General features: G+C 49.8%; 23 protein-coding genes. 7 read left to right on the plus strand and 16 right to left on the minus strand.

Annotation, left to right across the window (positions count from 1 at the left end; genetic code table 11):
- The 4 genes from OOT00_RS14050 to OOT00_RS14065 form a co-directional block, all read left to right on the plus strand.
- On the plus strand, positions 1 to 608 hold a 608-nt coding region (locus OOT00_RS14050), incomplete at its 5' end, for an AAA-type ATPase lid domain-containing protein (RefSeq protein WP_265426025.1).
- Positions 609 to 959: 351 nt separating this feature from the next.
- Complete coding sequence (locus OOT00_RS14055; protein ID WP_265426027.1) at positions 960 to 2,180, plus strand: OmpP1/FadL family transporter; 1,221 nt, start codon at positions 960 to 962, stop codon at positions 2,178 to 2,180.
- A 163-nt stretch (positions 2,181 to 2,343) separates the two neighbouring features.
- Positions 2,344 to 2,658, plus strand: a complete 315-nt coding sequence (locus OOT00_RS14060) for a DUF4389 domain-containing protein (RefSeq protein WP_265426028.1) — start codon at positions 2,344 to 2,346, stop codon at positions 2,656 to 2,658.
- Positions 2,659 to 2,849: 191 nt separating this feature from the next.
- Positions 2,850 to 4,121, plus strand: coding sequence for a valine--pyruvate transaminase (locus OOT00_RS14065; RefSeq protein ID WP_265426029.1), 1,272 nt, complete (start codon positions 2,850 to 2,852; stop codon positions 4,119 to 4,121).
- Positions 4,122 to 4,135: 14 nt separating this feature from the next.
- On the opposite strand, the gene OOT00_RS14070 is transcribed toward OOT00_RS14065, so the two are convergent.
- From OOT00_RS14070 to xseA, 9 genes are all read right to left on the minus strand, one after another.
- Positions 4,136 to 4,600 carry a regulatory protein RecX gene (locus OOT00_RS14070; RefSeq protein WP_265426030.1) on the minus strand — a complete coding sequence of 155 codons (465 nt, stop codon included), beginning with the start codon at positions 4,598 to 4,600 and terminating at the stop codon, positions 4,136 to 4,138.
- A gap of 2 nt (positions 4,601 to 4,602) precedes the next feature.
- Complete coding sequence (locus tag OOT00_RS14075) at positions 4,603 to 4,881, minus strand: hypothetical protein (protein ID WP_265426031.1); 279 nt, start codon at positions 4,879 to 4,881, stop codon at positions 4,603 to 4,605.
- A gap of 81 nt (positions 4,882 to 4,962) precedes the next feature.
- The gene (locus OOT00_RS14080) at positions 4,963 to 6,264 is read right to left on the minus strand and encodes a pyridoxal phosphate-dependent aminotransferase (RefSeq protein ID WP_265426032.1); all 1,302 of its coding nucleotides are present in this window, start codon (positions 6,262 to 6,264) and stop codon (positions 4,963 to 4,965) included.
- A 291-nt stretch (positions 6,265 to 6,555) separates the two neighbouring features.
- The gene (gene fusA, locus OOT00_RS14085) at positions 6,556 to 8,622 is read right to left on the minus strand and encodes an elongation factor G (protein WP_265426033.1); all 2,067 of its coding nucleotides are present in this window, start codon (positions 8,620 to 8,622) and stop codon (positions 6,556 to 6,558) included.
- A gap of 34 nt (positions 8,623 to 8,656) precedes the next feature.
- On the minus strand, positions 8,657 to 9,517 hold the full coding sequence (locus OOT00_RS14090) for a TlyA family RNA methyltransferase (RefSeq protein WP_265426034.1): 861 nt from the start codon (positions 9,515 to 9,517) through the stop codon (positions 8,657 to 8,659).
- Positions 9,517 to 11,397 carry a 1-deoxy-D-xylulose-5-phosphate synthase gene (dxs, locus tag OOT00_RS14095; protein ID WP_265426035.1) on the minus strand — a complete coding sequence of 627 codons (1,881 nt, stop codon included), beginning with the start codon at positions 11,395 to 11,397 and terminating at the stop codon, positions 9,517 to 9,519. The genes OOT00_RS14090 and dxs overlap by 1 nt, the downstream gene beginning before the upstream one ends.
- 38 nt (positions 11,398 to 11,435) lie before the next feature.
- The gene (locus OOT00_RS14100) at positions 11,436 to 12,341 is read right to left on the minus strand and encodes a polyprenyl synthetase family protein (RefSeq protein ID WP_265426036.1); all 906 of its coding nucleotides are present in this window, start codon (positions 12,339 to 12,341) and stop codon (positions 11,436 to 11,438) included.
- Positions 12,338 to 12,577 carry an exodeoxyribonuclease VII small subunit gene (gene xseB, locus OOT00_RS14105; protein ID WP_265426037.1) on the minus strand — a complete coding sequence of 80 codons (240 nt, stop codon included), beginning with the start codon at positions 12,575 to 12,577 and terminating at the stop codon, positions 12,338 to 12,340. The genes OOT00_RS14100 and xseB overlap by 4 nt, the downstream gene beginning before the upstream one ends.
- Entirely contained in the window at positions 12,570 to 13,910 is a 1,341-nt protein-coding gene (gene xseA / locus OOT00_RS14110; RefSeq protein WP_265426038.1) for an exodeoxyribonuclease VII large subunit, read from the minus strand. Before xseA ends, xseB begins: the two co-directional genes overlap by 8 nt.
- 615 nt (positions 13,911 to 14,525) lie before the next feature.
- Between xseA and OOT00_RS14115 the strand changes: the two genes are divergently transcribed.
- Positions 14,526 to 15,209, plus strand: coding sequence for a Bax inhibitor-1/YccA family protein (locus OOT00_RS14115; protein ID WP_265426039.1), 684 nt, complete (start codon positions 14,526 to 14,528; stop codon positions 15,207 to 15,209).
- Between the two features lie 116 nt (positions 15,210 to 15,325).
- Here the strand turns inward: OOT00_RS14115 and OOT00_RS14120 are convergent, their stop codons facing one another.
- The 3 genes from OOT00_RS14120 to OOT00_RS14130 are packed head-to-tail and all read right to left on the minus strand — an operon-like array spanning position 15,326 to position 19,353.
- Positions 15,326 to 16,783 (minus strand): mannose-1-phosphate guanylyltransferase/mannose-6-phosphate isomerase, encoded by a 1,458-nt coding sequence (locus tag OOT00_RS14120; protein WP_265426040.1) that lies wholly within the window; start codon positions 16,781 to 16,783, stop codon positions 15,326 to 15,328.
- A gap of 55 nt (positions 16,784 to 16,838) precedes the next feature.
- Complete coding sequence (gene glmM, locus OOT00_RS14125; protein ID WP_265426041.1) at positions 16,839 to 18,188, minus strand: phosphoglucosamine mutase; 1,350 nt, start codon at positions 18,186 to 18,188, stop codon at positions 16,839 to 16,841.
- 16 nt (positions 18,189 to 18,204) lie between these two features.
- On the minus strand, positions 18,205 to 19,353 hold the full coding sequence (locus OOT00_RS14130) for a protein GlmU (RefSeq protein ID WP_265426042.1): 1,149 nt from the start codon (positions 19,351 to 19,353) through the stop codon (positions 18,205 to 18,207).
- Between the two features lie 177 nt (positions 19,354 to 19,530).
- Between OOT00_RS14130 and OOT00_RS14135 the strand changes: the two genes are divergently transcribed.
- Positions 19,531 to 21,138: a phosphoglucose isomerase-related protein gene (locus tag OOT00_RS14135; RefSeq protein WP_265426043.1), complete on the plus strand. Its 1,608-nt coding sequence runs from the start codon at positions 19,531 to 19,533 to the stop codon at positions 21,136 to 21,138.
- Here OOT00_RS14135 and OOT00_RS14140 read toward each other — a convergent pair.
- Complete coding sequence (locus tag OOT00_RS14140; protein WP_265426044.1) at positions 21,120 to 22,133, minus strand: 3-oxoacyl-ACP synthase III family protein; 1,014 nt, start codon at positions 22,131 to 22,133, stop codon at positions 21,120 to 21,122. The genes OOT00_RS14135 and OOT00_RS14140 overlap by 19 nt on opposite strands.
- A gap of 376 nt (positions 22,134 to 22,509) precedes the next feature.
- On the opposite strand from OOT00_RS14140, the gene OOT00_RS14145 reads away from it, so the two are divergent.
- The gene (locus OOT00_RS14145) at positions 22,510 to 23,028 is read left to right on the plus strand and encodes a hypothetical protein (protein WP_265426045.1); all 519 of its coding nucleotides are present in this window, start codon (positions 22,510 to 22,512) and stop codon (positions 23,026 to 23,028) included.
- A gap of 13 nt (positions 23,029 to 23,041) precedes the next feature.
- Here OOT00_RS14145 and OOT00_RS14150 read toward each other — a convergent pair whose 3' ends face one another.
- The 3 genes from OOT00_RS14150 to OOT00_RS14160 all read right to left on the minus strand — a co-directional run bounded on the left by OOT00_RS14150 (position 23,042) and on the right by OOT00_RS14160 (position 26,646).
- Complete coding sequence (locus OOT00_RS14150) at positions 23,042 to 23,605, minus strand: thermonuclease family protein (protein WP_265426046.1); 564 nt, start codon at positions 23,603 to 23,605, stop codon at positions 23,042 to 23,044.
- A gap of 160 nt (positions 23,606 to 23,765) precedes the next feature.
- Complete coding sequence (locus OOT00_RS14155) at positions 23,766 to 24,233, minus strand: PilZ domain-containing protein (protein WP_265426047.1); 468 nt, start codon at positions 24,231 to 24,233, stop codon at positions 23,766 to 23,768.
- 25 nt (positions 24,234 to 24,258) lie between these two features.
- Positions 24,259 to 26,646, minus strand: coding sequence for a GspE/PulE family protein (locus OOT00_RS14160; RefSeq protein ID WP_265426049.1), 2,388 nt, complete (start codon positions 26,644 to 26,646; stop codon positions 24,259 to 24,261).
- Positions 26,647 to 26,661 lie beyond the last annotated feature (15 nt).

Raw genomic sequence — 26,661 nt, forward strand, 5'->3', positions numbered from 1 at the left:
TCAATATGCAGGTGAAGCTTCTGCGCGCCATAGAGGGTGGAGGTTTTATTCCTGTGGGAAGTGACAGGCTGCATAAGCCGGATTTGCGGATTATCGGTGCCACTAACCGGAATCTGATGGAGCTGGTGAGAAAACGCATGATGCGTGAAGATTTCTTTTATCGTATCAATATTATTCCCATACACCTCCCCCCGCTCCGTGATAGGGGAGAGGACCTTACCCTTCTTATTTACCATTTTATGGAATACTATGGGGCTGATAAACGGGTACCTTCCATACCGCCCAATATCATGGCCATGCTTCAGGCTTACACCTGGCCCGGCAACATCCGGGAACTGCAAAATGTTATTCAGCGGTATGTGACCATGAATCGTATTGATCTTCCCGGCCAGCCGGATATGGAGGATATGGATCCGCTTACCATACAGGATACGGATTATTCGGGAAACCCCATCAGTCTCAAGGATGCGGTGGACCACTTTGAAAAAATTTTCATTGAAAAAGCCCTGAAAAAAAATCGCTGGAAAAAAACAATTACAGCGGAAGGTCTTGGGATACACAGAAAAACACTTTTCAGAAAAATGAGGGAGCTGGGGATTCCGGACTGATGCATGCTCCCGGGTTTTGTGTGGAATAAAAAGTCCGTCAGGGGACATTTGTGTCCAGTGCCGGACAGGCCCGTAGATTTGGTTTTGAATGCCTTTCCGTATGTTAAACCGTGGCATTTATGCCCCGGTATCAATGTCTGCCCAGACAACTGGCGCAGGCATTTTTTTTGTACACAAAATAAAAAACCACAAATGATCTTGAAAAAACAAGCCCTTACAATTCATGAGACATTGTTTGTGACAAGAAAAAAATGAAACTCTTATAACGGTTCGGAAATTGCTATGTTCCATGGGTTTTGCCGGATACTTTTTTATTTCATCCATCTTTTGCCTTCCATAAGGAGGTCCGTTGTGAAACCCATTGTGAAAATAGCCGTTTTGTCTACCATCGTCTTTGTAATGGCAGGGAATGTTTTTGCTACCCTGCTGGACAACAATACCAACCTGAGTACCGAGTTCATCCGCATGCAGGCAAGGGTGGCTTCCGCCGATTCCACCGATGCGGTGGTGTACAATCCCGCCGGTACGGTCTGGATGGATGAGGGCAGTTATGGTGCCATGCATAACCAGAGTCTGCCTAAGGATTACACCCATTTTTACGGAGACCGTAAGTACGAAACCACCACACTGACAACCCATAACCCCAGTTTGTTTTATGTCCGCAAAGCCAGTAACTGGTCTGCCTTTGCGGGAATTGCCGTACATGGTGGGGGAGGAACGCTGGACTATAATAATGGTACCATCCTTGGAGATATTTTTGACAGCCAATTCCCAGGAAACAACCTGAATCTGGGTAGTGCCAAAACCTCCATGACCCAGATGTACCCCGGCCTCACCATTGGTGGAGCCTATCAGATTGGAGAGAAACTGTCCCTTTCCTTAGGTGGACGTGTCATCCGGGGTATGCTTTCATTTAAGATTGATAAGGGCAGCATTCTGGATCTGGATGCGGAAGCCACTGGTTTTGCACCCATTATTGGTATCAATTACAGGCCCGTCGAATCCCTGAATCTCTCCATCAGGCATGAGTTCAAGACAAAACTTGATTTTGAATACAATACCCTCCGTGGAGCGGCACTGATACCCGGCCAATTGGATATGGGGCATGTTTTTGCCCAAATGATGGGAGGGGATGATCAAAACTTCAGAAGGGATCTCTCGGCCCTTACGGCCTTTGGTTTTGCCTGGATGGTAAGGCCGGATCTTAAGCTTGCAGCCGATCTTACCATTGCCTGGAACAGGGATATCAATCAGGAAGGCAAAGAAGATAATTTTTCCGAAGGCTATGAGTTTGCCATGGGTGTGGAGTATTTTATGAATGAAAAGTGGACCCTGAGTGCTGGATACTCCTATTCCCATCCGGGGGATGATATGGAGCAGCTTTTCCCTCTTCAGCCTAAACTCCGTTACCATGGTGTTGCAGCGGGCTTCCGCTATGCTGTTAACTCAAAAATGGGCTTTCAGTTCGGAGCAAATCGACTCTTTTATGATGATCAGACGGATCAGAAAGATATCACGTACCAGAAAGATCTTCTGATTCTTTCCCTTGGGCTTGATTATCGTTTCCGATAGAAAAGAGCTTTCCGGCCGGAAATCTGCCAGTTATACCTGACGGCTCCGGCCCGTTGAACAGCCATGAAAAATCCGTACAGATATGGATGCCTTTTTGCAAAGAACATGGTAAAAGAATGCGGGTCAAATAACAGGAACTGTCAAAACACAAGGAGCTTAACCTATGGATCAGGTGAAGGGGTTTTTTGCTGCCCGCAAAGATATGGCCATCCGCTTACTGTACACTGTCTTTTTTTTCATTGTGCTGGAGTTCTTGAAGACTATCCAGATCTTTCTATCCTGCGTGCAGTATGTATGGGTGCTCATTACGCTGAAACACCTTGAGCCACTGCGTACCCTGACAGATCGCCTTGCCGTATTGAGTTATCGTATTCTTCGCTATATTTCTTTGAATGAAAATCGAAAACCGTTTCCTTTTTCGGAGTTTCCCGAAGCTGTTGATGTATCTGAGTCCGTTCGTTTCACCGAAAAAGACTGATCTCCCATATGACCAATCAGACAGAGAGTCCGGGTCTTGCAGAACCTTTTCTGTAAGACCCGGACTCTTTATCATACCTCTCCCGCATGCGGATATCTTCCTATATGAGCATTGACACATAAGCAGCCAGAAGGTAATACCGGAGTTTTGCTGTTTCACGGTTCTTATTGAAAGTTGACAGAGGAGGGGAGATGCGTCTTTCCGCTTTCGGAGAAAAATTCAGTTCCAAAAGTGGTATTCTGCAGTTAATGGATGACTTGGGTAATGCCCTCGCAGGCGGCGGAGACATTGCCATGATGGGTGGGGGAAATCCCGCTCATATTCCGGAGGTGGAAGAGGCCATGCGCCAGCGTCTTGAACGGATTCTGAACAGTCCTGAAGAACTGCGCCGTATGACAGGTATTTATGACCCTCCACAGGGTGAAAAAGCATTCATTGCCAGCTTGGCTGCATTGCTGAATCGTGAGTTCGGCTGGGATCTGACTCCGGAAAATATCGCCCTCACCAATGGTTCACAATCTGCTTTTTTCCTTTTATTCAATATGTTTGCCGGTTACGGTACGGATGGTCGTATGCGCAGGATTCTGCTCCCTCTGGCTCCTGAATATATTGGTTACGCAGATGCGGGGCTTGTGCCGGATTTTTTTACGGCCGTGAAACCGAAAATCGATTATCTCGAACGGCCGTATTTTAAATACAGGGTGGATTTTGAAAAACTTGTCATTACAGACGATATTGCCGCTCTATGCGTATCCAGACCTACCAATCCAACGGGTAATGTGCTGACAGATGATGAGGTCCATACTCTGGATCTCATGGCCCGTAAGGCAGGCATACCTTTTATTCTGGACTGTGCCTATGGGACCCCTTTCCCGGACATTATTTTTACCAAAGCATCCCCTTTCTGGAATGACAACATTGTAATGTGCATGAGCCTTTCCAAACTGGGCCTCCCTGCCGCCCGTACGGGAATTGTCATTGCCCGTAAAGAAATTGTTCACGCCCTTTCCCGCATGAACGCCATTATGAATCTTGCAACCGGCAGCTTTGGTGCCATGATGGCCATGGATCTTGTTCAAACGGGGGATATCATCCCCTTAAGCCGGGATGTGGTGAAGCCCTACTATAAAAAACGGGCCATGGAAGCCGTAGCCCTGTTTGAGGAAGCCCTGAAAGGAACGGATTATTTTATTCACAAGCCGGAAGGGGCTATTTTTCTGTGGCTATGGTTTCGGAATCTGCCCATAAGCAGCCAGATTCTTTACGAAAGATTGAAGGCAAAGGGTGTGATTGTGGTTCCGGGTCATTATTTTTTTCCCGGTATGGCTGACGATAAAGCCTGGCCCCACCGCGAGGAATGTATACGGGTCAACTACAGTCAGGCTCCGGACCTTGTGGCCAGAGGTATTGGCATCATTGGAGAAGAAGTTCACCGCGCTTATGCAGAAGCATCCAGGGGATGAAGCCTAAAAAAGATTTAGTCCGGATCCATTTCATTCATAAAATCAAGAACATCCGAGGATGGATATCCCCTGGAAATAAGAAAACGATATAATTTTGCTTTTCGTTTAAGGGGATTGTCTTCCCGGATGGAGGCAAGTTTCTTACGGGCTGTCTGTGCAAGATATGCCCGTTCTTTTTCTGGTGACACGCACCCCTGAATTTTGCGTACCAGTATGTCTGGGATACCCCTTTTGTCCAGATCCCTTTGGATACGTAAAGGCCCATGGCCCGAACGAATGCCCGATTGAATAATCTGTCTGGCCCTTTCCTCTTCATCTATGTAGCCCCGTTCCATACAAATCTGGATGGCCCGTTCCACAACGTCAGTGCATGCCTTTTTCTTTTCAAGAGCGGTTTTCAGTTCCTTACGACTGAGGCTTCGGCGGCCCAGAATACCCATGGCAGCAGTCAGTACTCTGCGAAGCTCCGTTTCTTCCATTATCACTTTCCGGATGATCCTCCGAAAAGCCCCATGCAGTAGTCAAACTGGGCATTGACCAGTTTTTTATAGGTGCTTCGAAAGGCATTCATTCTAAGTCCCATATCCTGCATCATATCAAGTACTTCGGGGGGAATGGCGTGAAAGTCAGCATAGGCGTGGGCAAGGTTTTTTTCCATTTCCGCCTGTATCATGACAAGACTGTCTATATAGCGGCCGTACATTGTTTTCTGCTGACATATGGAAGCCTGCATATATTGTGAAAAGACAGGATGAAGCATGGGTTACCTCCTTTTGCTGTTGTGGAAAAGGAAGGAAAGACAGGTGACCGGGGCATTAAGGAAAAAGGCCCCGGATGTGTATCATGCGGAAGCAATATAACGTTCTATGCTGTCGCTCAGGGTCTTCCAGATCCAGGGGCGTTTTGCATCATCTGTTTCCAGAAGGGTGAAACGGAAACCCTGTTTTTTGCAGCAGAATCCCGTAAGGGGTACCACACAGATTCCCGTTGCCCCCAGAAGATAATAAACAAACCGCTTGTCAACTTCCACATTCTGAACCTTTTTTTCCACGTAAGCACGCACTTCCGGGTTTTCAATGAGAAGGGACTGATGGGGGGTGAGTACATTTTCATCAAAAAGGGCTGTCATGTAAAAAGCACCATGGGCAGGAATTACCGAGATACCTTTGATATCCTTTAATGCATTATAGGCTTCATTGGCCCGCATCTCAAACATTTTGGCACGGGAGTCCAGATGTTCCCGGTAACGGGGATCACCCATGACTTTGGGGATGGAAAACTGGGGAAGGCTGGTGGAGCATACTTCCAGCATTTTAGCATCGCGTATGGTTTTAATGTAGGTGGCAAACATGGGAAAGCGGTCCTGATTAAAGACCTCAATCCAGCCACAACGGCTTCCCGGCCATGGGTATTCTTTGGATATACCACGCAGTGCCATGCCAGGAACATCCCGGATCACTTCACTGAGGTGACAAGTTTCGGATCCGTTGTAGACAATGTGGGCATAAATTTCATCACAGATAACAAAAAGATCATAGCGGTGAGCAATATCAACGATGTCTTCCAGTACTTTTCTCGGGTACACCGCTCCTGTGGGATTATCCGGATTAATGAGAAGAATGCCGGCAATGGAGTCATTGTATTTGACCTTGTTTTCCAGATCCACAAGATCGGGCATCCAGCCGTTGGCCGGATCGAGCTCGTAGGTAAGATGCTCGTAGCCGGAATGGGCCGCTTCCGCTGAAGAATGGGTCGAGTATGCCGGTGAGGGGCCGATAACGCGGGCTTCCCGCTTCAGAAAGCCAAAGATTTTGGCAACGGCATCGCCAAGTCCGTTGAAAAAGAGAATGTCTTTGGCGCAAATCTGGTATCCGCCGCGTTCGTTTACCTGTGCCGCAAGAAATTCGCGGGTTTCTTCAACGCCGGGTGTTGCCACATACCCGTAGGTTACATCGTCTTTTACAAGGTCATGGACTATGTCTTTGATCCACTGGGGAACTTTTTCGCCCTTCTGAATGGGATCTCCAATGTTTTCCCATGTGATCTCAACGCCCATCTGCCGGAGCTCATGGGCCACGGCAACAATTTCCCGAATTTCATAGGTGAGTTTCCCCGATCCCACATGAACGATATCTCTACGCATACTTCCTTCCTTGAAAAATCTAAAGCGGCTAAGGGTATATAAAACGGATCAACAACCCGTCCCCCCACGGGATCAGCTGACAATCCGTTGCTGGCAGTAGCAGTTCAACCTTCTTACGGGGCTTTTTACGTACCATCGCTTCGTAACAGAGGGAAAAGATCTTGTAAAGAAAAAGGCCTGAAAACTCTGAATCTCCCCATGGCTAAAGCCAGGGGCTTTACGCCGACTTTTGCTAAAGAAGCGGGTGGTGGTGCGGAGACAGGGGGCCAGCCTGTAGGCCCCCTGACCACCTTATTCAGTAAGCTTTTTAGCCGCATCAATAATTTTTTGGGCTATCTCGGAAGGTACCTCTTCATAATGAGAAAACTCTGATGTGAACGTACCACGTCCGCCGGTCATGGACGTAAGATCCGGTGCATATTTCTGTATTTCTGCCAGGGGAATCTGGGCGTTAATGGTTCCCGTCTTTCCTTCGGTATCCATGCCCATGACCCGTCCTCTGCGTGAGTTCAGATCCCCCATGATATCTCCCATATAATCACTGGGAGCCTTGACAAACACATTGTAAATGGGTTCAAGAAGTACGGGTTTTGCCTCTTCCATTCCCTTTTTGTAGGCAAGGGAGGCCGCAATTTTAAAGGCCATTTCAGAGGAGTCGACAGCATGGTAAGATCCGTCATCAGCCGTGGCCTTGAAATCCACGCAGGGGAATCCGGCCAGTACTCCTTTCGAAGAGGCTTCAATGAGTCCCTTTTCCACTGCCGGGATGTACTGGCGGGGAATGGAGCCACCCACAATTTCATCACCAAACTGAAAGCCTTCCCCTCGGGGAAGGGGCTCAAAGCGAATCCAGCAGTCACCAAACTGACCATGTCCACCGGTCTGCTTCTTATGGCGACCCTGCACACGGACCTTGCGGGTAATGGTTTCCTTGTAGGGGATTTTTGGCGTTTTCAGTTCCACATCCACTTTGAATTTGCGCTTAAGCTTTTCCACAATGGTTTCAATGTGAACCTGTCCTACGCCATAAACCAGAATCTCACTGGTCGTTGCGTTGCGTTCCAGCCGTATGGCCTTATCCTCCTCGGCCAGCCTTGCCAGAGAAGCAAATATTTTATCTTCATCTCCCTTTTTGGCGGCATAGGCGGCAAAACCCATGCAGGGAGCCAACGGTGCAACCTGGGGAAAGATCAGGGGACGGGATTCGTCACACAGGGAATCAAAGGTGCCTGTGTTTTTGAGTTTGGCAAAGGCTACAATATCACCGGGGCCTGCTTCTCCGATGGGCTTCTGCTGCTTACCGGCCATGACATAGAGCTGGGAGTAACGTTCTTTCTCATCTTTGCTTACATTGAGAAAGGTACCATCCTTGCCAAGGGTTCCGGAAACAACCTTGCAGATATTGAGAAGGCCTGCAAAGGGATCCACCACGGTTTTGAAAACAAATCCCGCAAAAGGCGCGGTTTCATCATAGGCAACAGCAAAGTCTTCCTCACCCTTACGGGCCATGCGGGGAGGATTATCCAATGGGCATGGGGTAGACTGAATGATAAAATCAAGAAGATACTCCATACCTGTACCGGTAAGGGCAGAGCCCAGAAGAACAGGAGCAAATACCCGGTTTGTTACGGCTTTTTTCAGACCGCCTGCCAGCTCTTCTGCTGAAAGTTCCTCCCCTTCCAGATAACGTTCCAGAAGATCATCATCGGCTTCGGCAATGGCTTCCACAAGGGCCATACGTTCCGTTTCCACATGATCCTGCAGGTCAGGGGGAATGGGTGCTTTTTGGATTTTACCTTCCCCGCTAGAAGTAAAGGCCTGAAGAGTCATCAGATCCACATACCCTGTGCAGAGTTCATTTTCCATGATTGGCAGCTGAATTGTAACGGGCCGGATTTGCAGGAGGGATTCGGCTTCCTGAAGAATTTCTTCGAAAACAGAGCGTTCCTTATCCATTTTATTGATAAAGAGGACCACGGGTTTCTGCTGCTCTGCGGCACTGACCATGGCTTCTTCCGTCTTCACACGGATGCCATCCACGGCATCCACAATCAGAAGAACGGTTTCGGCAGCCTGTATGCAGAGGAGGGTATCGGAGAAAAAGTTGGCGTTGCCCGGAGTATCCATCAGCAGAATGTCATGCTTTTTCCATGAAAGCCCGTGAAGCCCAGTGGATACACTGCCCCCGCGGGCAATTTCTTCCGGTTCAAAATCCATTACGGTATTGCCGTCTTCCACTCGTCCCATACGGGAAAGAATCCCGTTGTCAAAGAGGAGGCGTTCTGCCAGAAGCGTCTTTCCAGATCCGCTATGACCGACCAGCGCGATATTCCGCTTGAATTTGGCTTTTTCGCTCATCCAATTCCTCCTAAAGTAAAAAGGCTGTTTTCGTTTAAACGTCTCCCTCATGCGAACCGGAAGGCAGAGTTGGCGTGTCCCCAGTTCTGATGTGATCAGGACGCATCGCCGGTTCCTGAGATTCCGGGTATTCTTCTTTCTGTTGTGTTGCAGCCCTGGTCCAGAGAGGCAGGATAAACTCCTGATTCCCTTTGGGGCCCTGTATGGGCGAGGCTATGGCAGTACCTGCGGAAAAGCCTTCCTGAATAAAAAAATCCTGAAGATCCCGGACCACCTTTGCCTGTTGCAAAGGATCCCGGACCACACCTCCTTTACCCACTTCTCCCTTGCCTACTTCAAACTGCGGTTTAACAAGGGCGAGAATACGGGCATCTTCTTTCAGAAATCTGCGACAGGCCGGAATGACAAGACGCAGAGAAATAAAACTTGTATCAATGGTGATCAGATCCAGAGGGATATCAACGGCGTTCTGGGGCAGATGGCGGATATTGGTTCTTTCCAGAACAACAACCCGCGGATCCTGTCGCAGGCTCCATGCCAGCTGACCGTATCCCACATCCACGCTGAAAACCCGGGCAGCTCCTTCCCGAAGCAGAAGGTCCGTAAATCCTCCCGTGGAAGCCCCCACATCCATGCAATTCATTCCATTTACAGAAATATTCAGTTTGTCCAGAGCAGCCTTCAGCTTCAGAGCACCCCGGCTCACATAGGGGAAATCCGGTATTTCCGCCTGAATGTCCGCATCGGATGTCAGTTGAAATCCGGCTTTATCCATACGCTGACCATTCACCAGAACCTTTCCAGCAAGGATCAGTGCCCGGGCCCTTTCCCGGCTTTGAACCAGTCCTTTTTCCACCATAAGGCTGTCCAGCCGTTTTTTTGATACAGAGGCCATCAGGCTGCCGCTTTCTTTAAAAGATTCCGCGCTACCTGAACAATGCTGTGGGCATCCAGGCCACAGGCCTTTCTGAGTTCATCCGGATGTCCATGGGCCATGAACCGGTCCGGTATTCCCACTCGTTTCAGGGGGCAAATCAGGCCTTCTTCTGCAAAAAATTCCAGTACGGAACTGCCGAAACCGCCCGCAGCCACGCCTTCTTCCAGTGTGATCACAGGTTTTTGGCTGGAGCCTATTTCCCTGAGCAGATCCTGATCAAGGGGTTTTAGGAATCTGGCATCCACAACGGCCGCATCAATGCCTTCTTCCGCTAATATGTCCGCCGCAGAAAGGGCCTCCTGAACAGGTCGGCCCAGTGCCAGAAGGGTCAGATCCCTGCCATTTCGCAAAACTTCTCCCTTGCCAATTTTCAGCGGTTCCGTTTCCCAGTTAACAGCCGCTCCTGTGCCCGCTCCCCTGGGATAACGTATGGCACAGGGACCATTGTGGCCTATGCCGGTTTTCAGCATGGCAACCAGCTGGGCTTCATTTCTGGGAGCCATAATCACCAGGTTGGGAATGGGTCGGAGGAAAGCCATATCGAAGAGACCATGGTGAGTAGGGCCATCGTCACCCACAAATCCTGCCCGGTCAATGGCGAAAAGAACGGGATGTCCGTCAAGGCAGACATCATGGATAATCTGATCATAGGCCCGCTGCAGAAAGGTGGAATAGATGGCCACCACAGGCCGGTAACCCTCCGTTGCTAGGCCAGCGGCAAACGTGACCGCATGTTGTTCTGCTATACCCACATCAAAAAAACGATCCTTGTATTGTTTTGCAAAGGCGGAAAGACCGGTTCCCTCAGGCATGGCTGCTGTAATGGCCAGAAGGGCCGGATTTTCTTCTGCCATATGGCAGATGGTTTGTCCGAAAATATCCGTATAGGCCGGAGCAGAAGGCGGGGAAGGGTGCTTGATTCCTGTCCGGATATCGAAGGGGGCAATACCGTGAAAAAGGGTAGGATTTTTTTCGGCTGGTGGATATCCCATTCCTTTTCGAGTGGTTACATGGAGAAGGACAGGCTCATCAAGGGTTTTGATATTTTCCAGTATGTCAATCAGATGGTCCAGCCTGTGCCCGTTGATGGGGCCAAAATAATCAAAGTTAAAAGCCTCAAAGAGCATGCCGGGCGTAGTAAAAGCCTTGAAGGATTCTTCGGTACGTTTTGCCAGCTGATAGACATCATCGCCTATTTTAGGAAGTGACTTCAAAAATCTGCCGAATTCAGCGCGGAGGTCCTGAAGGTATTTGGCCGAAAATGTGCGGCTTAAAAAAGAAGACAGGGCTCCCACATTGGGTGAAATGGACATATCATTGTCATTCAGGATGACCAGAAGGTTCCCCCTGGAATCTCCTGCATGGTTGAGAGCCTCATAGGCCAGTCCTGCGGTCATGGATCCGTCTCCGATAACGGCCACAATCTTGTGGGCGTCTCCGGAAAGTTTTTTTCCATGGGCCATGCCCAGCCCGGCGGAAATGGATGTGCTGGAATGGCCTGTGCTGAAGGCATCATAGATACTTTCCGTAATACGGGGAAAGCCAGAAATGCCACCGGGTTTTCTTAGAGTATCAAAGGCCTGACTGCGGCCGGTAACAAGTTTGTGGGCATAGGACTGATGGCCCACATCCCATATAAGCCGGTCTCTGGGAGTGTCAAAGACATAGTGAATGGCAAGGGTCAGTTCCACTGCTCCGAGGCTGGAAGCAAGGTGACCACCATTTCGGGAAGTCACATCAATAATTTTTGCACGAATTTCACTGGCAAGACGGGGAAGATCCGAACGATCCAGTTGTTTCAGGTCTGCCGGTGAATGGATGGTATCCAGTAAGGCCAAAGTACAGACTCCTTCATCAAAACAAAAAGGCATAAGACTCATTTTCTGCGTTCCAGTACATAGGAAGCCAGCAGTCGAAGGGAATCCGCTCCCGTACCAAAATCCTTCAGGCTGTCCAGCGCACCCAGAATAAGTTCCGATGCCAGGGATTGTGTCGCCTCCAGGCCGAGCAGGGAAGGGTAGGTGGCTTTCTGACTCTGGGCATCGGAGCCTGCCGCCTTGCCCATCTCCAAAGGATCTCCTGTCACATCAAGAAGATCATCCGTTACCTGAAAAGCCAGTCCCAGAAGACTGCCATAGAGAGAAAGGGACTGCATCTGCCGGGGGCTTGCTCCGGCCAGAAGGGCACCACTTTTTACGGATACTTCTATCAGTGCAGCCGTTTTCAGTTTGTGCAGGGTTTCCAGTTCCTCACGTTCTATTTTTCTGCCTTCGGAGGCAAGATCCAGCATCTGTCCTGCAACCATGCCCCGGGGACCGGCTGATCTGGCAATTTCTCCTATGATCTCGATCAGAAGTCCGGGGTTTTTATGCTTGTGTTTCGAAGATGCCATGCATTCGAATGCAAAAGTCAGGAGGGCGTCTCCTGCCAGTATGGCCGTTCCTTCATCAAAGGCCCTGTGGCATGTGGGAATGCCCCTGCGAAGATCATCGTTGTCCATGGCCGGCAGGTCGTCATGGATGAGGGAATAGGTGTGGATCAATTCGAGGCTGCAGGCCACCTCCCTGCACATCTCCATGGCATCCAGCCTGTTTTCCAGAATGGTTTCGGCTGCAGCCATACATAATACGGGCCGCAGCCGCTTTCCGCCGGCCATCAGAGAATGGAACATGGCTGCCTGAAGACGTGGGGAGGGAGAAGACATCCGAACAAGACATTCCTTAAGGGCATCTTCCATCCATTGATGGCACTGCGCCAGATACGTCGCAAGGTCCGGATTCATGTAAAGGATTCCTCTTCAGAAGGGGGAGACGGCAGAAAAGGCCGTTCTTCTCCTGACTCGGTGAGTTTGGTAAGTCTGGACTCCGCATCATCCAGACAGTCATTGCAATATTTGGAAAGTTTCATGCCGTCCTCAAATTTTCGGATAGCTTTTTCCAAAGGAAGATCACCCGTTTCCAGTTCTTCCACAATGCCCTGTAATTGCGCAAGGGCTTCTTCAAAGCTTTTTTTAGCCATGGTCTATTTCCTCAATACGGCAGTGGACGGTTCCGCTTGCCAGCAGAATTTCTACCCTGTCTCCAATGCAGAGATTTCGGGTGTGTTTGAGAACTGTCTGCCCGGGAAGGACACGGGCTACGGCATAGCCACGGTCCAGAATGGAAAAAGGACTCAGGTTTTCCAGCCGGAGGGTCAGATTTTTTGTGATCATGCGGTGCTGATGCAACTCACGCTCAAGAAGAAGATGGAGCCCCTTATGCAAGGTCGATAATGTTTCATGGTCCTTCTGCAACCGGCGTATCAACAGGGTAGGGGAGATGGCTTTCTGTGTCCATGAGGCCTGCCGTGCTTTCCATGTCAGCAGGCGTTGAAACCGCCGGATCAGTTTCTGTTCCGTATCATCGACGCGCATGCGACAAAGAGCCAGATGACGGCTGGGGTGCAGCAGTTTTTCCGTACGGTTACGATTTTTTTCCCTGAGCCGTTCCAATTGTTTTCTAAAGGCGTTTGTAAGCTGTTTTTCCATAGCAGAAAGCCTGGATTGCAACTCCTTTTTGTGCGGAACAGCGGCTTCCGCTGCTGCCGTAGGGGTCGATGCCCTGTAGTCAGCTACAAAATCGGCAATGGTGAAGTCCGTTTCATGACCCACTCCCGTGATAACGGGAATTTCGGAATTAAAAATGGAGCGGGCAACAGCCTCACTGTTAAAGGCAGCCAGATCCTCAAGGGATCCGCCGCCCCGGGCCAGGATGATAATATCACTGGCCCTCTTTTCATTAATCAGTGCAAAGGCCCGACAGATATCACCTGCTGCTTCCTGCCCCTGAACCCGTACCGGAGCTATTTCTATGGAGAGTGCAGGAAACCGGTTGCGTAAAACCTTGAGCATGTCATGGAGGGCGGCGCCATCCGGAGAGGTGATTAAACTGATGCGAAGGGGAAGAAAGGGAAGCTTTCGCTTGCAGGCAGCATCAAACAGACCTTCGGCCTCCAGACGGATCTTGAGCTGTTCAAAGGCCAGCTGGAGGGAGCCCGCGCCGGAAGGTTCCAGATATTCCAGAATGAGCTGGTAACTGCCCCGGGGAGAGTATACGGAAAGCCGTCCGAAACCGATGGCTTTGAGTCCATTTTCAACCTGAAAACGGAGCTGGCGGTTCTGACCCCGGAACATAATGGCCGCTATCTGTGCTTCCTGATCTTTCAGGACAAAATACAGGTGTCCGGAAGAGGGTTTTGACAGATTGGAAACTTCACCTGTAATCCATACAAAGGGATAGGCGGACTCCAGACGGGAACGGATATCCGAAGTGAGTTCGGATACGGTATGGATTTTTCGGGTTTCTTTTCCCAAAATATCTGTCCCCATTTGAGTCTGTTGTGCCTTTCCCTAAGGGTAACAGCAGGAAGCATCACTTCTGTTTTTTTTGCTCAGGCTTCAAACTTCCGAAGGCTTGCGCAGAAGCAGGTGCGGAAATGGTGCAAATCCTATGCTTTTTTAAAAAATTTGACAAGCGTTTCGGATCTCTTCATCCATATTCCTTTTTTATATAAAACCTATAATGTGCATTATGTAAACCAATATCAACGGAATGGTTGCTTTATCCGTTCCACCGTTTTGTACAGCCTTTTGAGTTCAGGACAGATGCTTTCCATCCTCCGCATTTGACAGCAGGATTTTTTTACAGCAAATGGCATCAAATTTTGATTCCAGTCCTTTTTTTCCCTTTTAATAATTATTCTCGCTGCTTCTCGTCTTTTTTTTTGTCTGTTTTTGTTTGAATATGGAAAAAAACAGCGCTTTTTTCCGACTTTTCTTGATTCGAAGGCCAGCCTTTCTTATATTATCCAGTTGAAAGACTGCAGAAATTCAGGTTCTTCCGTGATCCTGAAAAAGAAAATCCATAGGGATTTTCTCCTGCCAGGAAAATCAATGCAACGTGTAAACATACTTTAGGAGGAAAAAAGCATGGAAAAGATCCTTGCTCCCAATGAAGCCACCCGCGCCCATGTGAACGGCTTTATTCAGAGTGTCTACAACTGGATGGCCATTGGTCTTGCCGTTACCGGAGGTCTGGCTTATCTGGTTTCAGAGATGTTTGTGGTACCACCCGGTCTTTTTCTTATTCTTGTTGTTGCTCAGCTGGGAATGGTGTTCGTGCTTGCGGGTAAAATTCAGTCCCTTTCCGCTTCAACGGCCACGGGGCTTTTTGTTCTGTACGCGGCGCTCAACGGAGTCACCCTTTCCTGGATCTTTTTAGTTTATACCAATGCGTCCATTGTCTCCACATTCTTTATCTGTGCCCTGACCTTTGCCGCTGCCAGTGCCTATGGCATGGTGACCAAAAAAGATCTGACAAGTTTTGGTGGCTTTCTGATGATGGGACTCATTGGTATCATCATTGCCTCCGTGGTCAATCTTTTTCTGCGTAGCCCTGCTATGACCATGATTGTCAGCTATATCGGCGTATTTGTTTTTGTGGGACTGGCTGCCTGGGATACACAGAAAATTAAGCAGATGGCACTGTCACAGCCTGCCGATCTGGATAACGCCACCCTGAGAAAAGGCGCTATTTTTGGTGCCCTCTCTCTTTACCTGGATTTCATCAACCTTTTTATTATGATGCTGCATATCTTTGGGAACAGGGATTGATTGTACCAGAGATGGCAGGCACCCTAACGGCTACCTGATAAAACAGGCGCTGTTCCCCTGCTATAAGGAGAACAGCGCCTGTTCCGTATGCAAAAATCTTCCTGAGTTTGGCATGCCTATGCAGAGGGTGTGGCGTTCTTTGCGTCAGGGTCTTTAACCCGTCCGTACACATCATCAAAACGAACGATGTCGTCTTCGCCCAAATAGCTCCCGGACTGAACCTCAATGAGATCCAGAGGTATTTTCCCCGGATTTTCCAGCCTGTGGGTCACACCCAGAGGAATATAAATGGATTCGTCTTCCCTGAGAAGAATTTCCTCATCACCTCTCTGCACCACAGCCGTTCCCCTCACCACAACCCAGTGTTCCGCCCGATGGTAATGTTTTTGTGCGGAAAGCTTGGCTCCCGGTTTAACGGTGATCCGTTTAACCTGGAAACGATTATCCATGGCAATGGTTTCATAGCTGCCCCAGGGGCGGTAGACTCTTCGATGGGATATGGCTTCCCCCCTCCCTATGAGCCGCATGTAATCCACCATTTTACGAACATCCTGCACCCTGTCTCTGGGAGAAACAAGCACGGCGTCCGGGGTTTCCACCACTATATGATTTTCAAGGCCCACGGCAGCCACCAGACGGCTTTCTGCATGGAGAAATGAGTTCCGGACATCATGGGTCAGTACATCGCCATGAATGACATTGGATTGTAAATCTTTTTCCCCAACCTGCCAGAGAGCTTCCCATGAGCCGAGATCACTCCACCCTGCTTTCAGGGGGATCATGGCACCCTTTTGGGTTTTCTCCATAACGGCATAGTCTATGGAATCGGAAGGAGAGGCATGAAAGCTGGGCCCATCCAGGCGGATAAAATCCAGGTCCGTTGCGGCCTTTCTCCGGGCCGCTTCACAGTTGGAGAGTATTTCCGGAACCAGCGTGCGCAGTTCTTCCAGTATGGTGGATGCCTTGAAAAGAAACATGCCGGAATTCCAGAAGTAATTTCCTGAAGCCACATAGGAAGTGGCCGTTTCCAGATCCGGTTTTTCCACAAATCGTTCAATGGCAAAGGCACAGGAAGAAAGGGGGACTCCTTTCTGGATATAGCCATATCCTGTTTCCGGGCCATCGGGTACAATGCCAAAGGTGATGAGCCTGTCCTTTTCCGCCTCCCCTGCCCCTTCCCGGACAGCAGACAAAAATGCTTGCGTATCCGCAATGAAGTGATCGGCCGGAAGTACGAGAATCAGTGGGTCATTATGACGGGATGCGGCTTCCATGGCGCAGACGGCAATGGCTGGAGCCGTGTTGCGTCCTTCCGGTTCAAGCAGAATGGTTTCTGGACAGATATTGAGCTGACGCAGTTGTTCTGCAACCATAAAACGGTGATCATCATTGCATATGACAATGGGACTGACAGCTTCGGATAAATTGGCAAGGCGCAACGCGGTTTCCTGCAGCATGGTACGGGAGCTGTTCAGAGCAATGAGCTGTTTGGGGTAGAGCTGGCGGGAAAGGGGCCACAGCCTGGATCCGGATCCGCCTGCAAGGATAATAGGGACAATGACATTTTTTTTCATGAATGACTCCGGGATAAAAAATAAAACATCGAAACGCTAAGCCCTTTTCCTGCGGTTATCCCGTACAGGCCTGGAGGGCATCCTGAATTCTTCGGCAGTAAGTTTCTGCTTTGTCCCTGGTGGGAGCTTCCACCATTATCCGGCACATGGATTCCGTTCCCGAATAACGCACAAGGATACGGCCGGCTGTCCCTAGTGTTCTCCGCACAGCTTCCATCTCGTTTTGGACTGGAGCCAGCGTTTCCAAAGGGATTTTTTCTTTCACAGGCACATTGATCAGCACCTGCGGATAAAGGTTCATGCAGGAGGCCAGTTTTTCCAGAGGAGTCTTCAGACACAGCACGGCAAGTTTCACTGCCGCAAAAAGACCGTCTCCTGTACAGTGGGGGCCAAGAAAAATGATATGACCCGAATCTTCCCCACCAATGAGAGCCCGATGTTCCTGCATGCGTTCCAGTACCTGCCGATCGCCTACCCCTGTGATCTCATGCCGGATTCCTGCCTCTGCAAGGCTTTGACCAAGGCCGAGGTTACTCATGACCGTGCTGACCAGAACGGGAGGATGTAAAGTCCCCTCTTCCAAGGCGGCTCTGGCAAAAATGGCAAGGAGCGCATCACCGCTGATTTTGTGCCCGGAAGCATCTACGGCGATGAGCCGATCACCGTCGCCATCAAAAGCCAGACCCGCATGGGCTCCGACCTCACATACCCGATGGGAAAGCCTTTCCGTATGCTGTGACCCAACTCCTTCATTGATATTGTACCCATCGGGTTCTGCGCCCAGTACATGGATCTCTGCACCAAGGGCTTGAAAGACGGCCGGTGCAGCCCGGAACATGGCACCGTTGGATGTGTCCAGAACAAGACGCAAATCCTTGAGGGAGGCCTGGGTTCCGGCAGCACTCCGGATAACAAACTCCATGTAATCGCTAATACAATTGACGGGAAGAAGCTTTTGACCCATGGGGTAAGGCTCGGTTTCCACGGGGGTGTGCAGCCGGTCCGTAATCTCCCTTTCCTCCTTTTCGCTGAGCTTGAAGCCTCCTTTTCCGAAAAACTTGAGACCATTATCATGATAAGGATTATGGGATGCGGAAATAACCGCTCCTGCATGGGCATGCCCGGCACGGACGGCCAGAGCCACGGCAGGAGTAGGAAGGATGCCGTCATCGATAACATGCACCCCCGCTTCCATCAGGCCAGCGGCAAGGGATGCGGCAAGCATGTCTCCGGAGTAACGGGTATCACGGCCGATGATAACGACGGGGGATGATGAACCCGATATTCCTGATCGGGTTCGCAGCCAGCTTCCAAAAGCTTTTCCAAGCCCAAGAACACTACGGGCATCCATGGGAGGACAGCCAACACGGCCACGGATTCCGTCTGTGCCAAAAATGTTGTCCATTGTTTCTCCTTGAAAATCATTGGGCGGAGAGGATTTCCCATGCCCGTTGAAGCCGATCATCCACCAGAGACTGAAGCCATGATCTCCCCGCCTCCCTCCATTGATCATCCATGGAGGCAAGGGTGGAAAGATAGCTTTCTTTTACCTTCATTGTTTGTAAAAAATCCGCACGATGACGGATGATATTCCTACTTTCAGTTTCACGGGTATCCCGGCCAAGGAGAGCGCAGACAGTATCCGCTTTTTCCGACCAGACTCTGCCTATGCCCTTCTCTTCTCCGTGAAAAGCGGCAACCTTATTCCGCAATTGGATAAGACGCTTGATTCGTTCAGCAATGCCGGATTCTACCTGAAGAAGGAGGCCTTCATACAGTTCAAAGGGAAACGTTGAATCCAGAAATTGATGACGTACATGCCGGTACCATTCCCTGAGGGCGTGAAGATTGGCTATATAAGTGAAGTTATTTTGCAGAATTTTCTTCAGCCCAGGATACTTCCCCGGTACTCTTTCCACATTCCCTGCCTTGAGGCTGGAACCAAAAATCAACCGGTTTTCACGAAGTTCATCTTTACGCTGCAGGGTACCTGCTGCCACAACCGTACCAAAGGCCAGACGACATGGGCCTACCAGGCCACCTTGTCCTCCGAGAAAAACAGGAGGCTTGTTGAGCATGACGCCCGAAGGAACGTCCCCAATCAGGGAAGCCGTTGCCTTATCCTGATTGGGTGTAAAATTAAAATGAATGTAGCTGCTGCCCACCTCACTGTGATTGTCTGGCCCTGTACCGCCTGCCATGAGAATATCGCAGAAGTTTATCTGGCTTCCGAGGGTAACGTAGGGAAAAAGGATGGTCTGCTTCAATCCCACGCTATGGGCAATGGATGCCCTTTCCTCAAGGATTGTTCCTCCACGGACATGGCTTCCGGAACCTGCCTGCGCTCCCTCAAGAAAAACCGCCTCCTGAAAATAACCACCTTTCAGGTGTACATGGCAGCCAGTGCGGACATTGTGAAGGACCGTGCTCCCCTCCCCTCCCAGGCAGGACCCCCGAAGAATAAGTGTGTCAGAGCCAGAGATCCGTGTGCCCGGATGGAGAGTGACTCCGCTCTCGATACGTTTTTCGCGGATATCATCGGCAATGAAAACCTGTGAGGGATCGGGCATGCGAACTCCCTTTTCTAAAAGCCTTGCCTGAATACCTTGCATGCTGATAAACTCCAAATTTATGGAAAAATCTGTAGCAACCCGGCTCATGCGCTCAGCTGTAAGGCATGATCAGGATACCTACCCTTTCTTTTATTCATGGCTTCATATCATAAAGCAAAGCAGGACGCACACACCATGCCAATTTTCCATGATAAAAAATTAAAAAATCTTTCTTTGAAAATGAAGGAACCTGCCTTCCATCTGCGCAGTCTGCTGCAGGATAAGGAGCGTTGCGCTGCCTTATTCTATGAAGGCGGCGGACTGTATCTCGATCTTTGTCGTCAGAATATGAATTCAGAAGTCATGGTAACCCTGACGGAAAAAGCCAGAGAACGCGGTGTTCGTCAATCTTTTCAGGATATGATGGCAGGCCTCAAGGTGAATGCCAGTGAAAAAAGGGCGGTCCTGCATACCGCGGCAAGAAATCCCGGGGCTCCTGTCTGGGTGGATGGCAACGATGCTGCAGCCATGCTGGCAACAGTCCTTCGAAAGATTTTTGCCTTTGCGGATGCTGCTCACAACGGGGAAATCCTTGGTTCGGCTGGTAACCGGTTCTCCCATGTACTGGTTGTGGGTATTGGAGGTTCCCGCCTCGGAACGGAGGCCGTATATGAGGCTCTGAAAGCCCGCCACCCAGTTTGGCTGCCGCTGGTCTTTCTTTCCACCATAGATCCCAATGCCTTTTATCTGCAGACACGGGAACTGAATCCCAAAACAACCCTTGTTCTTGTTGTCTCCAAAAGCTTTACAACAAGAGAGGTTGCCATGAATCAGAAGATGGTCCGTAACTGGCTCAAAAACTCAGGGGTGGAGCCATCGGATCACATGATTCATGTCACGGCAAAGGGGAGCCCGGGTGATTGTAAACAGGATATATGCCGGGATGTCTTTCACATGTTCGAATTTATCGGAGGACGTTACAGTGCATCCTCAGCGGTGGGTACTCTTCCCCTGAGTCTTGCCTTTGGCAAGGACGTTGTGGAAAGATTTCTTGCCGGATGCAGGGAGATGGATGCTCATGCAGCACAGGCACCGGAAGAAAAAAATTTGCCACTTCTGGCTGCCTTATGCGATATCTGGAACGGTGAATATCTTGGATTTCCTGCCTTTGTTATGGTCCCCTATGCAGCCCCTTTGTTGTTTTTTTCTTTCCACATGCAACAGCTGTACATGGAAAGTCTGGGCAAAGGACAAACCCTTTCTGGTCAACCCATTCCGCCGGAAAAACAGGCCATGCTTTGCTTCGGGCATATTGGAACCGATGCCCAGCACTCATTTTTTCAAATGCTGCATCAGGGCAGAGGCGCTCCCGTTGAGTTTATCGGTGTGCTCAATTCACCCTTGGAGGCTTGTGCGGATGTTTCCGGACATGGGCTGACACCCCATGAAGAACTCTGGTCCAATCTGCTGGCACAGGCCGATGCTTTCGCTCTGGGTCGCAGAGAAGGAAGGCCTGAACAGCTTTGTCCCGGCAACAGACCCAGCAGCATTCTGACCCTCAGGGACCTGGATGCGAACCATATCGGCCGCCTTCTTGCCTATCTTGAAGCCCGGACAGTATATGTCGGATTGTTAAAAGATATCAACCCGTTTGATCAGTTCGGCGTAGAAAACGGAAAGACGCTGGCAGCCGATCTGCGTAAGCATTTTTCAGGTGAGGTCCCCTCCTCCGGGGAAAGGGTGGAGACCTACCTGAATGCCCTCAGACAGGGATTTTTCCGTGATCAGGAACCGAAACGATAAACAAGGCCTGCCCAGGTAAGGCCGGCTCCCAGAGCGGCCAGCAGAAGGGTATCCTTTTCCGGATTGAGTCGACCAAGCTCGATGGCTTCATCCATGGCAATGGGAATGCTTCCTGCGGTTGTGTTGCCGTAACGCATAATATTATGAAACATTTTTTCATCCGGCACATCAATGGCCCGCTGGTAAAACTGATTGATGCGAAGATTGGCCTGATGGGGAATGATAAGATCAATGTCGCTCAGGGTAAGACCGGCTTTGGCCAGAACTTCCTGCGTGACTTCCGGAAGGCGTTTAACGGCATGTTTGAATACGGTTTTTCCTTCCATGCTGGGATAGTGCCGCCCCTGTTCCAGCATTTCAACCGTAATGCGTTCTGTGTATCTTGATGCGGGAGCTTCCAGCATAAGGCTGGAGGCGTGCCTGCCCTGAGCATGCAGGGCGGTGGCCAGAATGCCGATTTCCTTATCCGTTTCTATGCCTTCCACGCAGGCAGCTCCGGCACCATCTCCAAAAAGAACCGCCACATCCCGGCCACGTGTTGTAATGTCAAGGCCTGAACTATGCACTTCCGCACCAACCACCAGCACACGTTTTGCCATACCGGCCTTGATATAGGCATCCGCTGTAGCCAGTCCATAGATGAAACCCGTACACTGCTGACGGATATCCAGTGCCGGTGTGGTCTCGAGCCCCAGTTTGTCCTGAAGAAGACAGCCTGATCCGGGAAAGAAAATATCCGGGCTTAAGGTGGCAAAGATAATAAGGTCAAGATCTTCGGCTTGCCAGCCAGCTCGGTTCAGTGCGATACGGGATGCCTCGAGACCCAGATCCGAAGCACCAACGCCCCCTTCTTCCGGAATCCAGTATCGTTGCTCAATGCCTGTGCGTTGCTGAATCCATTCGTCGGTTGTATCCATCAGGCGGGTAAGATCTTCGTTTGTTACAAGTCTGGGAGGAAGATAGCGGCCGGTACTTCGGATAAGACTGCGGATCATGGTATCTCCTTACGGTTCAGGTGATATGGTAGAAAATCTGGTGTGATTGTGCAGAATAAATGAAGACGCAGGCATGGGATGCTGCCGGAGAATCATTTTTGGCATGGCACCCGGAATGCAATCAGGACATATTCAGGCCATAAAATCAGGTGACAATTAATTTTCTGCCTGCAGTCTGGAATGGCCAGTATCCCGAAAGCCTGCACGGCAAGATAGCAAAAGCATTTTCAAATGAGAAGGAAAAGCTTGGCAGAAAAACCTGCCTTTCCCCTGAAATAGACATGTCGGTGCATGGCAAGAGGGGCTAGCCTGTGATAGGCTTGTATGATAGATGTTCATAAAGGGTTTGACTGCTGAAACTGAAAAGGGGGTAACATTGGAAGAAAAAGAAACCATGCAGGAACTTTCAGAATCACTCGTTGCCTATGCCACTCATAGTAAGGATATCCTTCCCTTCGTGGAAGCGCTTCCTGAAGAAAGTCGCATTGCCAGACCCACCATGGAATATGAGATGCGCATGCTGAAAATTCTTTCCGTCGGTTGGGGACTTGCCTTTATTTTGTCGGATCACCCCGCAAGAATAGAACTGAGCGAAGCTTTCTGGCACCGTATTTCATCATTGTCAAAGGAAATCGATGAAATTTGCAAGGCTTCCGGCACGGAAATTGATTATTTTGCCGCCCTGAGAAAACGTCTGGATATATACGTCAGCGCTCTTTCCGGTGCAAAGGATCCGGGAGATCCAGGTATAGAGGTGGGAAGCTGCTATGCTGAACTCTGTGGCGATGCAGAGGACACCTATGCCCTGGTAGCCGGCCGGCGTGTGTTTACGGGAGTTCTCTCCAGTCTGCACGAATACCTGAAAGACAGTCTCAATCCCGCGCAGCCAGCCTGAGCTATTCCTTCCTTTACGGACAGATGGGATCAGGAAGACACTCCCTTGCCGGAGCATATCCGGCCATAAATGCGCTTTTCAGGGATGGAAAAGTAACCCGGTTTGCCGTGTTGATTTTTCGGGCATAGCTGCAGTCTGATTGGTGAAACCGATAGGAACGGCGGTTCCCGGTCAGGCTGTGGCTTTTATCAGGAAGCAGGGACCAGATCCCCTCCCCCATACGGATGGCTTCCTGCTGTAATTGTAACCATGCCTCTGTGTTCTGATCCGGTTTTCCGTGGATATACACCCATGCCATTCCCATGCGAATCATTTCTGTGGAAATACAGGTCCCATCCTGAAGGAACAGGGAACCGAGTACACGGCCATATCGGTCCATGCCACTGGATTTCATGAAAAGCCTGCTGCCACCGATAAGATCCCGGAGGGAATCACGTGACATGATGCCACCGCAATTGTCCGGCCGATCTCCATGACCTATTTCAGGGGCGTCCATACCGGGGAACCGAACCCATCGACCATCTTTCAGCCGGATGGTGTCCCCATCCGGGATGAAAGATACGTTGACCTCTTCCATATCAGCAGAAGCAACCCCGACAAAAAAACAAGCACCCGACAGCAGCAAAAGAAAGAATATCTTAATCAGAATAAATTTCAGGCTTATTTCCTTCTGGAAAAATCAAAATTATCTGTATCATATTTTTATGGCTCCGGCATGCTTTCCGCCAATGTAAAAATCAGAGAAACGCCAGATAGGGACCAAGGGCGTCCGTATGTTCCTGCGAGACAAAGGCCATGCCTACGTACTGACTACGGACATTTTTAACGAGAGCCTCTCTTCGAATCAGGGGAAAGCTGCCTTTGTCCAGGCGAAATTCCAGTTCAACCCTCTCACCCGGATAAAAGACATGCAAAACCATCGACTGTATCTGAAGGCCAGTACGTGAGATGTCCACAACAATCATGTCACCCTCGCGGGGAGTGCGGCCGCTTATCCTGTACCGACCGGCACAAGCTGTTGGTTTCCGGATAAAGCGCCTGCGCTCAAGTAGTACCCGGTAGGTATGACGACATTCCCTACAGGTACAACGTATGCGGACAGCGCTTTCAATCTGCAGGAATCGCAATACATCCCGGCAGGTGGAAAAGCCGCAGGCCGGGCAGATGAATGTAGCATGGTGACCGGTCACGAAAATTGTTTCCACCGCAGACTCCTTTATCCGGCGGCACTCAGCTTACACAGACACGCCGCACCTCTTCGATATCTGTGACTCCTTGAAAGGCTTTCACAAGTCCGTCCTGAACAAGGGTGTCCATTCCCTCTTCAGCTCCCTGCTTAAAAATTTCCTCTGTGGGAGCTGCTTTTTTGATCAGTTGCTTGATCGGAGCGCTTCCCAAAAGGAGCTCGTGGATACCAAGGCGGCCCCGGTATCCTGTATTGTTACATTCCGGGCAGCCTTTGGGTCTGTAGAGAGTCAGTTCATCACTGTACACAATGCCTACTTCATCCATAGCCCTGCCGTACAGTCGGGTAATTTCATCAAACATCTCTTTTGTGGGATGGAAGGCTTCTTTGCAGTCCTTGCACAAACGACGAACAAGGCGCTGAGCCATAACCCCCAGGAAGGCATCCGAGAAGTTCAGTGGGTTAAGGCCCATATCCAGAAGACGCGTGATGGTTTCCGGAGCACTGTTGGTATGAAGCGTTGAGAAAACAAGATGGCCCGTAAGGGAGGCTTCAATTCCGATGGCTGCGGTTTCGTGATCCCTCATTTCACCAATCATAATGACGTCCGGATCCGCGCGGAGGAATGCCCGCATGACTCTAGCAAAATCGAGTCCGATTTTTGCCTGGCATTCCACCTGGCGAAGGCCCTCCTGAGAAATTTCTACAGGATCTTCTGCTGTCCAGATCTTAATTCCGGGCTTATTGATTTCACCCAATGCGGCATGCAGTGTTGTGGTTTTACCACTGCCTGTCGGCCCTACCACAAGCACGAGGCCATAGGGCTGACGGATGATTTTCTGCAGACAGCTGAGATTTCGTTCACTCATACCCATTTTCGTAAGGGGCATGGCTCCGGATTCCGCCAGAATACGAAGAACGGCATCTTCAAAACCACCTGCCGTTGGCAGAGTGGCCACACGAAGTTCAAAGGGCTGAATTCCCTTTCGTCTGAACTTAATCTTACCGTCCTGAGGCATCCTTCTTTCAGCAATGTCCAGTTTGGCCATAATTTTAATTCTGGAAATCAGCGGGCGGGCGCTCTGGTTGGGAATCTGCAGAATTTCCTGGCAGACTCCGTCTATACGGTAGCGGATGCGGGTTTTTTTGGTTACGGGTGAAGGCTCGATATGAATATCCGAGGCACCTTTCCGGTAGGCAGTGATCAGAATCTGATCCACCATGCGGACAATCTGACCAGATTCTTCTTCTCCGGAATCGTGGGAGGTATTTTCATCATCATCATCAAAATCTTCAAAGGATACATCGGGAAGCATGTCAAAACCATCAGGAAGAGAGATACTGCCATCCTGATCTTCTTCTGTCTCATGGCGTTCATCATAAAAAAGATTAATAAAGGCTTCAATATCTTCTTTGAAGCCTACAAACAGCCTCAGATTGTTGGTTTTAAGAAGGGTCTGTGCCTGATCTGTCTTGATAATGTTTTTAGGATCATCGATCAGAATATCTACGGAATTCAGATCCCATGAAAGAGGAACCCACTTGTTTTCATAGAGAAAACTTTTTTTAAGCTTCTGAACAAGTTCGTAAGGAGCCGGAAATTTCGGATCGAAATTCTTAAAGGGAACATCGTAAAAAAGTTTGAGGGATTCAGCAATTTTTTCCCGGGGAATACGGTATTCTTCAATGAGAACCGTCTCCACACTTTTTTTGGATTTTTTGGCCTGAGCCAGGGCTTTCTGGAGCTGCTCAGGATTTACCATCTTGTTTTCGAGCAGATATGCATAGCGGGAATTGTAGCGCTGGGAAATGTTAAATTTGGCCAGTTCAATTTGAAGGCCCGGATACTGTGGGTTATCCTGCTTGATGTGAACAAAAAACTCTTCTGCCGCATCCAACTGTTGCCGTTTGATCAAGTCTTTGCCACATGTAAAAAGCAGCTCCTGACTTTGTTTGCCAGAAAGTTTCGTATCCTTCAGAAAAAGTATAAACGGCTCCAGTATACGTCCTCCTGGATGGGCGGCCAACAGGCAGTCCAGTATTAACTTAGCCGTTTCCTGAATGGGGGTGTCCTTTCCCATCAGCTTCACATATTCACCGAGGGCCTCCTGATAAAGCCCCAGTTCGGAGAAAGCCTTTCCGCTTTCCAGAATATCCGATGGCTTTTCCTTGCTTCCCCATGCACTCCGGATACAGTCCAGGTCTCTGGAGGAAAGTACCTGACGGTCAATACTTTCCATTTCTTTAATCTTTTTTTCAATTTCCCGGATCCGTTCAGCAATGCCCTCAGCACTGTCCGCATCCAAAGAAGTGTCTGCCAGCAACTTTTCGTAGAGCTGGGTAGCCTCCGTGTACAGCCCGTGGCGGTAATATTCTTCTGCTTCACGAATACGGATTTCTATACTGGAAAGTTCCTGCTGGTTCAGACTCATTCTCTCATCCTTTTA

The sequence above is a fragment of the Desulfobotulus pelophilus genome, from assembly GCF_026155325.1.
Taxonomy (GTDB): domain Bacteria; phylum Desulfobacterota; class Desulfobacteria; order Desulfobacterales; family ASO4-4; genus Desulfobotulus; species Desulfobotulus pelophilus.

Bases quoted from the DNA above. Each gene is read 5' to 3' on its own strand.
- OOT00_RS14140 (WP_265426044.1), bottom strand. From the start codon at position 22,133: ATGATCCGCAGTCTTATCCGAAGTACCGGCCGCTATCTTCCTCCCAGA.
- OOT00_RS14150 (WP_265426046.1), bottom strand. From the start codon at position 23,605: ATGGAAGAGGTCAACGTATCTTTCATCCCGGATGGGGACACCATCCGG.
- OOT00_RS14080 (WP_265426032.1), bottom strand. From the start codon at position 6,264: ATGCGTAGAGATATCGTTCATGTGGGATCGGGGAAACTCACCTATGAA.
- OOT00_RS14090 (WP_265426034.1), bottom strand. From the start codon at position 9,517: ATGGCCTCTGTATCAAAAAAACGGCTGGACAGCCTTATGGTGGAAAAA.
- fusA (WP_265426033.1), bottom strand. From the start codon at position 8,622: ATGAGCGAAAAAGCCAAATTCAAGCGGAATATCGCGCTGGTCGGTCAT.
- OOT00_RS14065 (WP_265426029.1), top strand. From the start codon at position 2,850: ATGCGTCTTTCCGCTTTCGGAGAAAAATTCAGTTCCAAAAGTGGTATT.
- OOT00_RS14160 (WP_265426049.1), bottom strand. From the start codon at position 26,646: ATGAGTCTGAACCAGCAGGAACTTTCCAGTATAGAAATCCGTATTCGT.
- OOT00_RS14130 (WP_265426042.1), bottom strand. From the start codon at position 19,353: ATGCCCGATCCCTCACAGGTTTTCATTGCCGATGATATCCGCGAAAAA.
- OOT00_RS14120 (WP_265426040.1), bottom strand. From the start codon at position 16,783: ATGAAAAAAAATGTCATTGTCCCTATTATCCTTGCAGGCGGATCCGGA.
- xseB (WP_265426037.1), bottom strand. From the start codon at position 12,577: ATGGCTAAAAAAAGCTTTGAAGAAGCCCTTGCGCAATTACAGGGCATT.
- OOT00_RS14115 (WP_265426039.1), top strand. From the start codon at position 14,526: ATGGAAAAGATCCTTGCTCCCAATGAAGCCACCCGCGCCCATGTGAAC.
- OOT00_RS14070 (WP_265426030.1), bottom strand. From the start codon at position 4,600: ATGGAAGAAACGGAGCTTCGCAGAGTACTGACTGCTGCCATGGGTATT.
- OOT00_RS14135 (WP_265426043.1), top strand. From the start codon at position 19,531: ATGCCAATTTTCCATGATAAAAAATTAAAAAATCTTTCTTTGAAAATG.
- OOT00_RS14100 (WP_265426036.1), bottom strand. From the start codon at position 12,341: ATGAATCCGGACCTTGCGACGTATCTGGCGCAGTGCCATCAATGGATG.
- glmM (WP_265426041.1), bottom strand. From the start codon at position 18,188: ATGGACAACATTTTTGGCACAGACGGAATCCGTGGCCGTGTTGGCTGT.
- OOT00_RS14075 (WP_265426031.1), bottom strand. From the start codon at position 4,881: ATGCTTCATCCTGTCTTTTCACAATATATGCAGGCTTCCATATGTCAG.
- OOT00_RS14060 (WP_265426028.1), top strand. From the start codon at position 2,344: ATGGATCAGGTGAAGGGGTTTTTTGCTGCCCGCAAAGATATGGCCATC.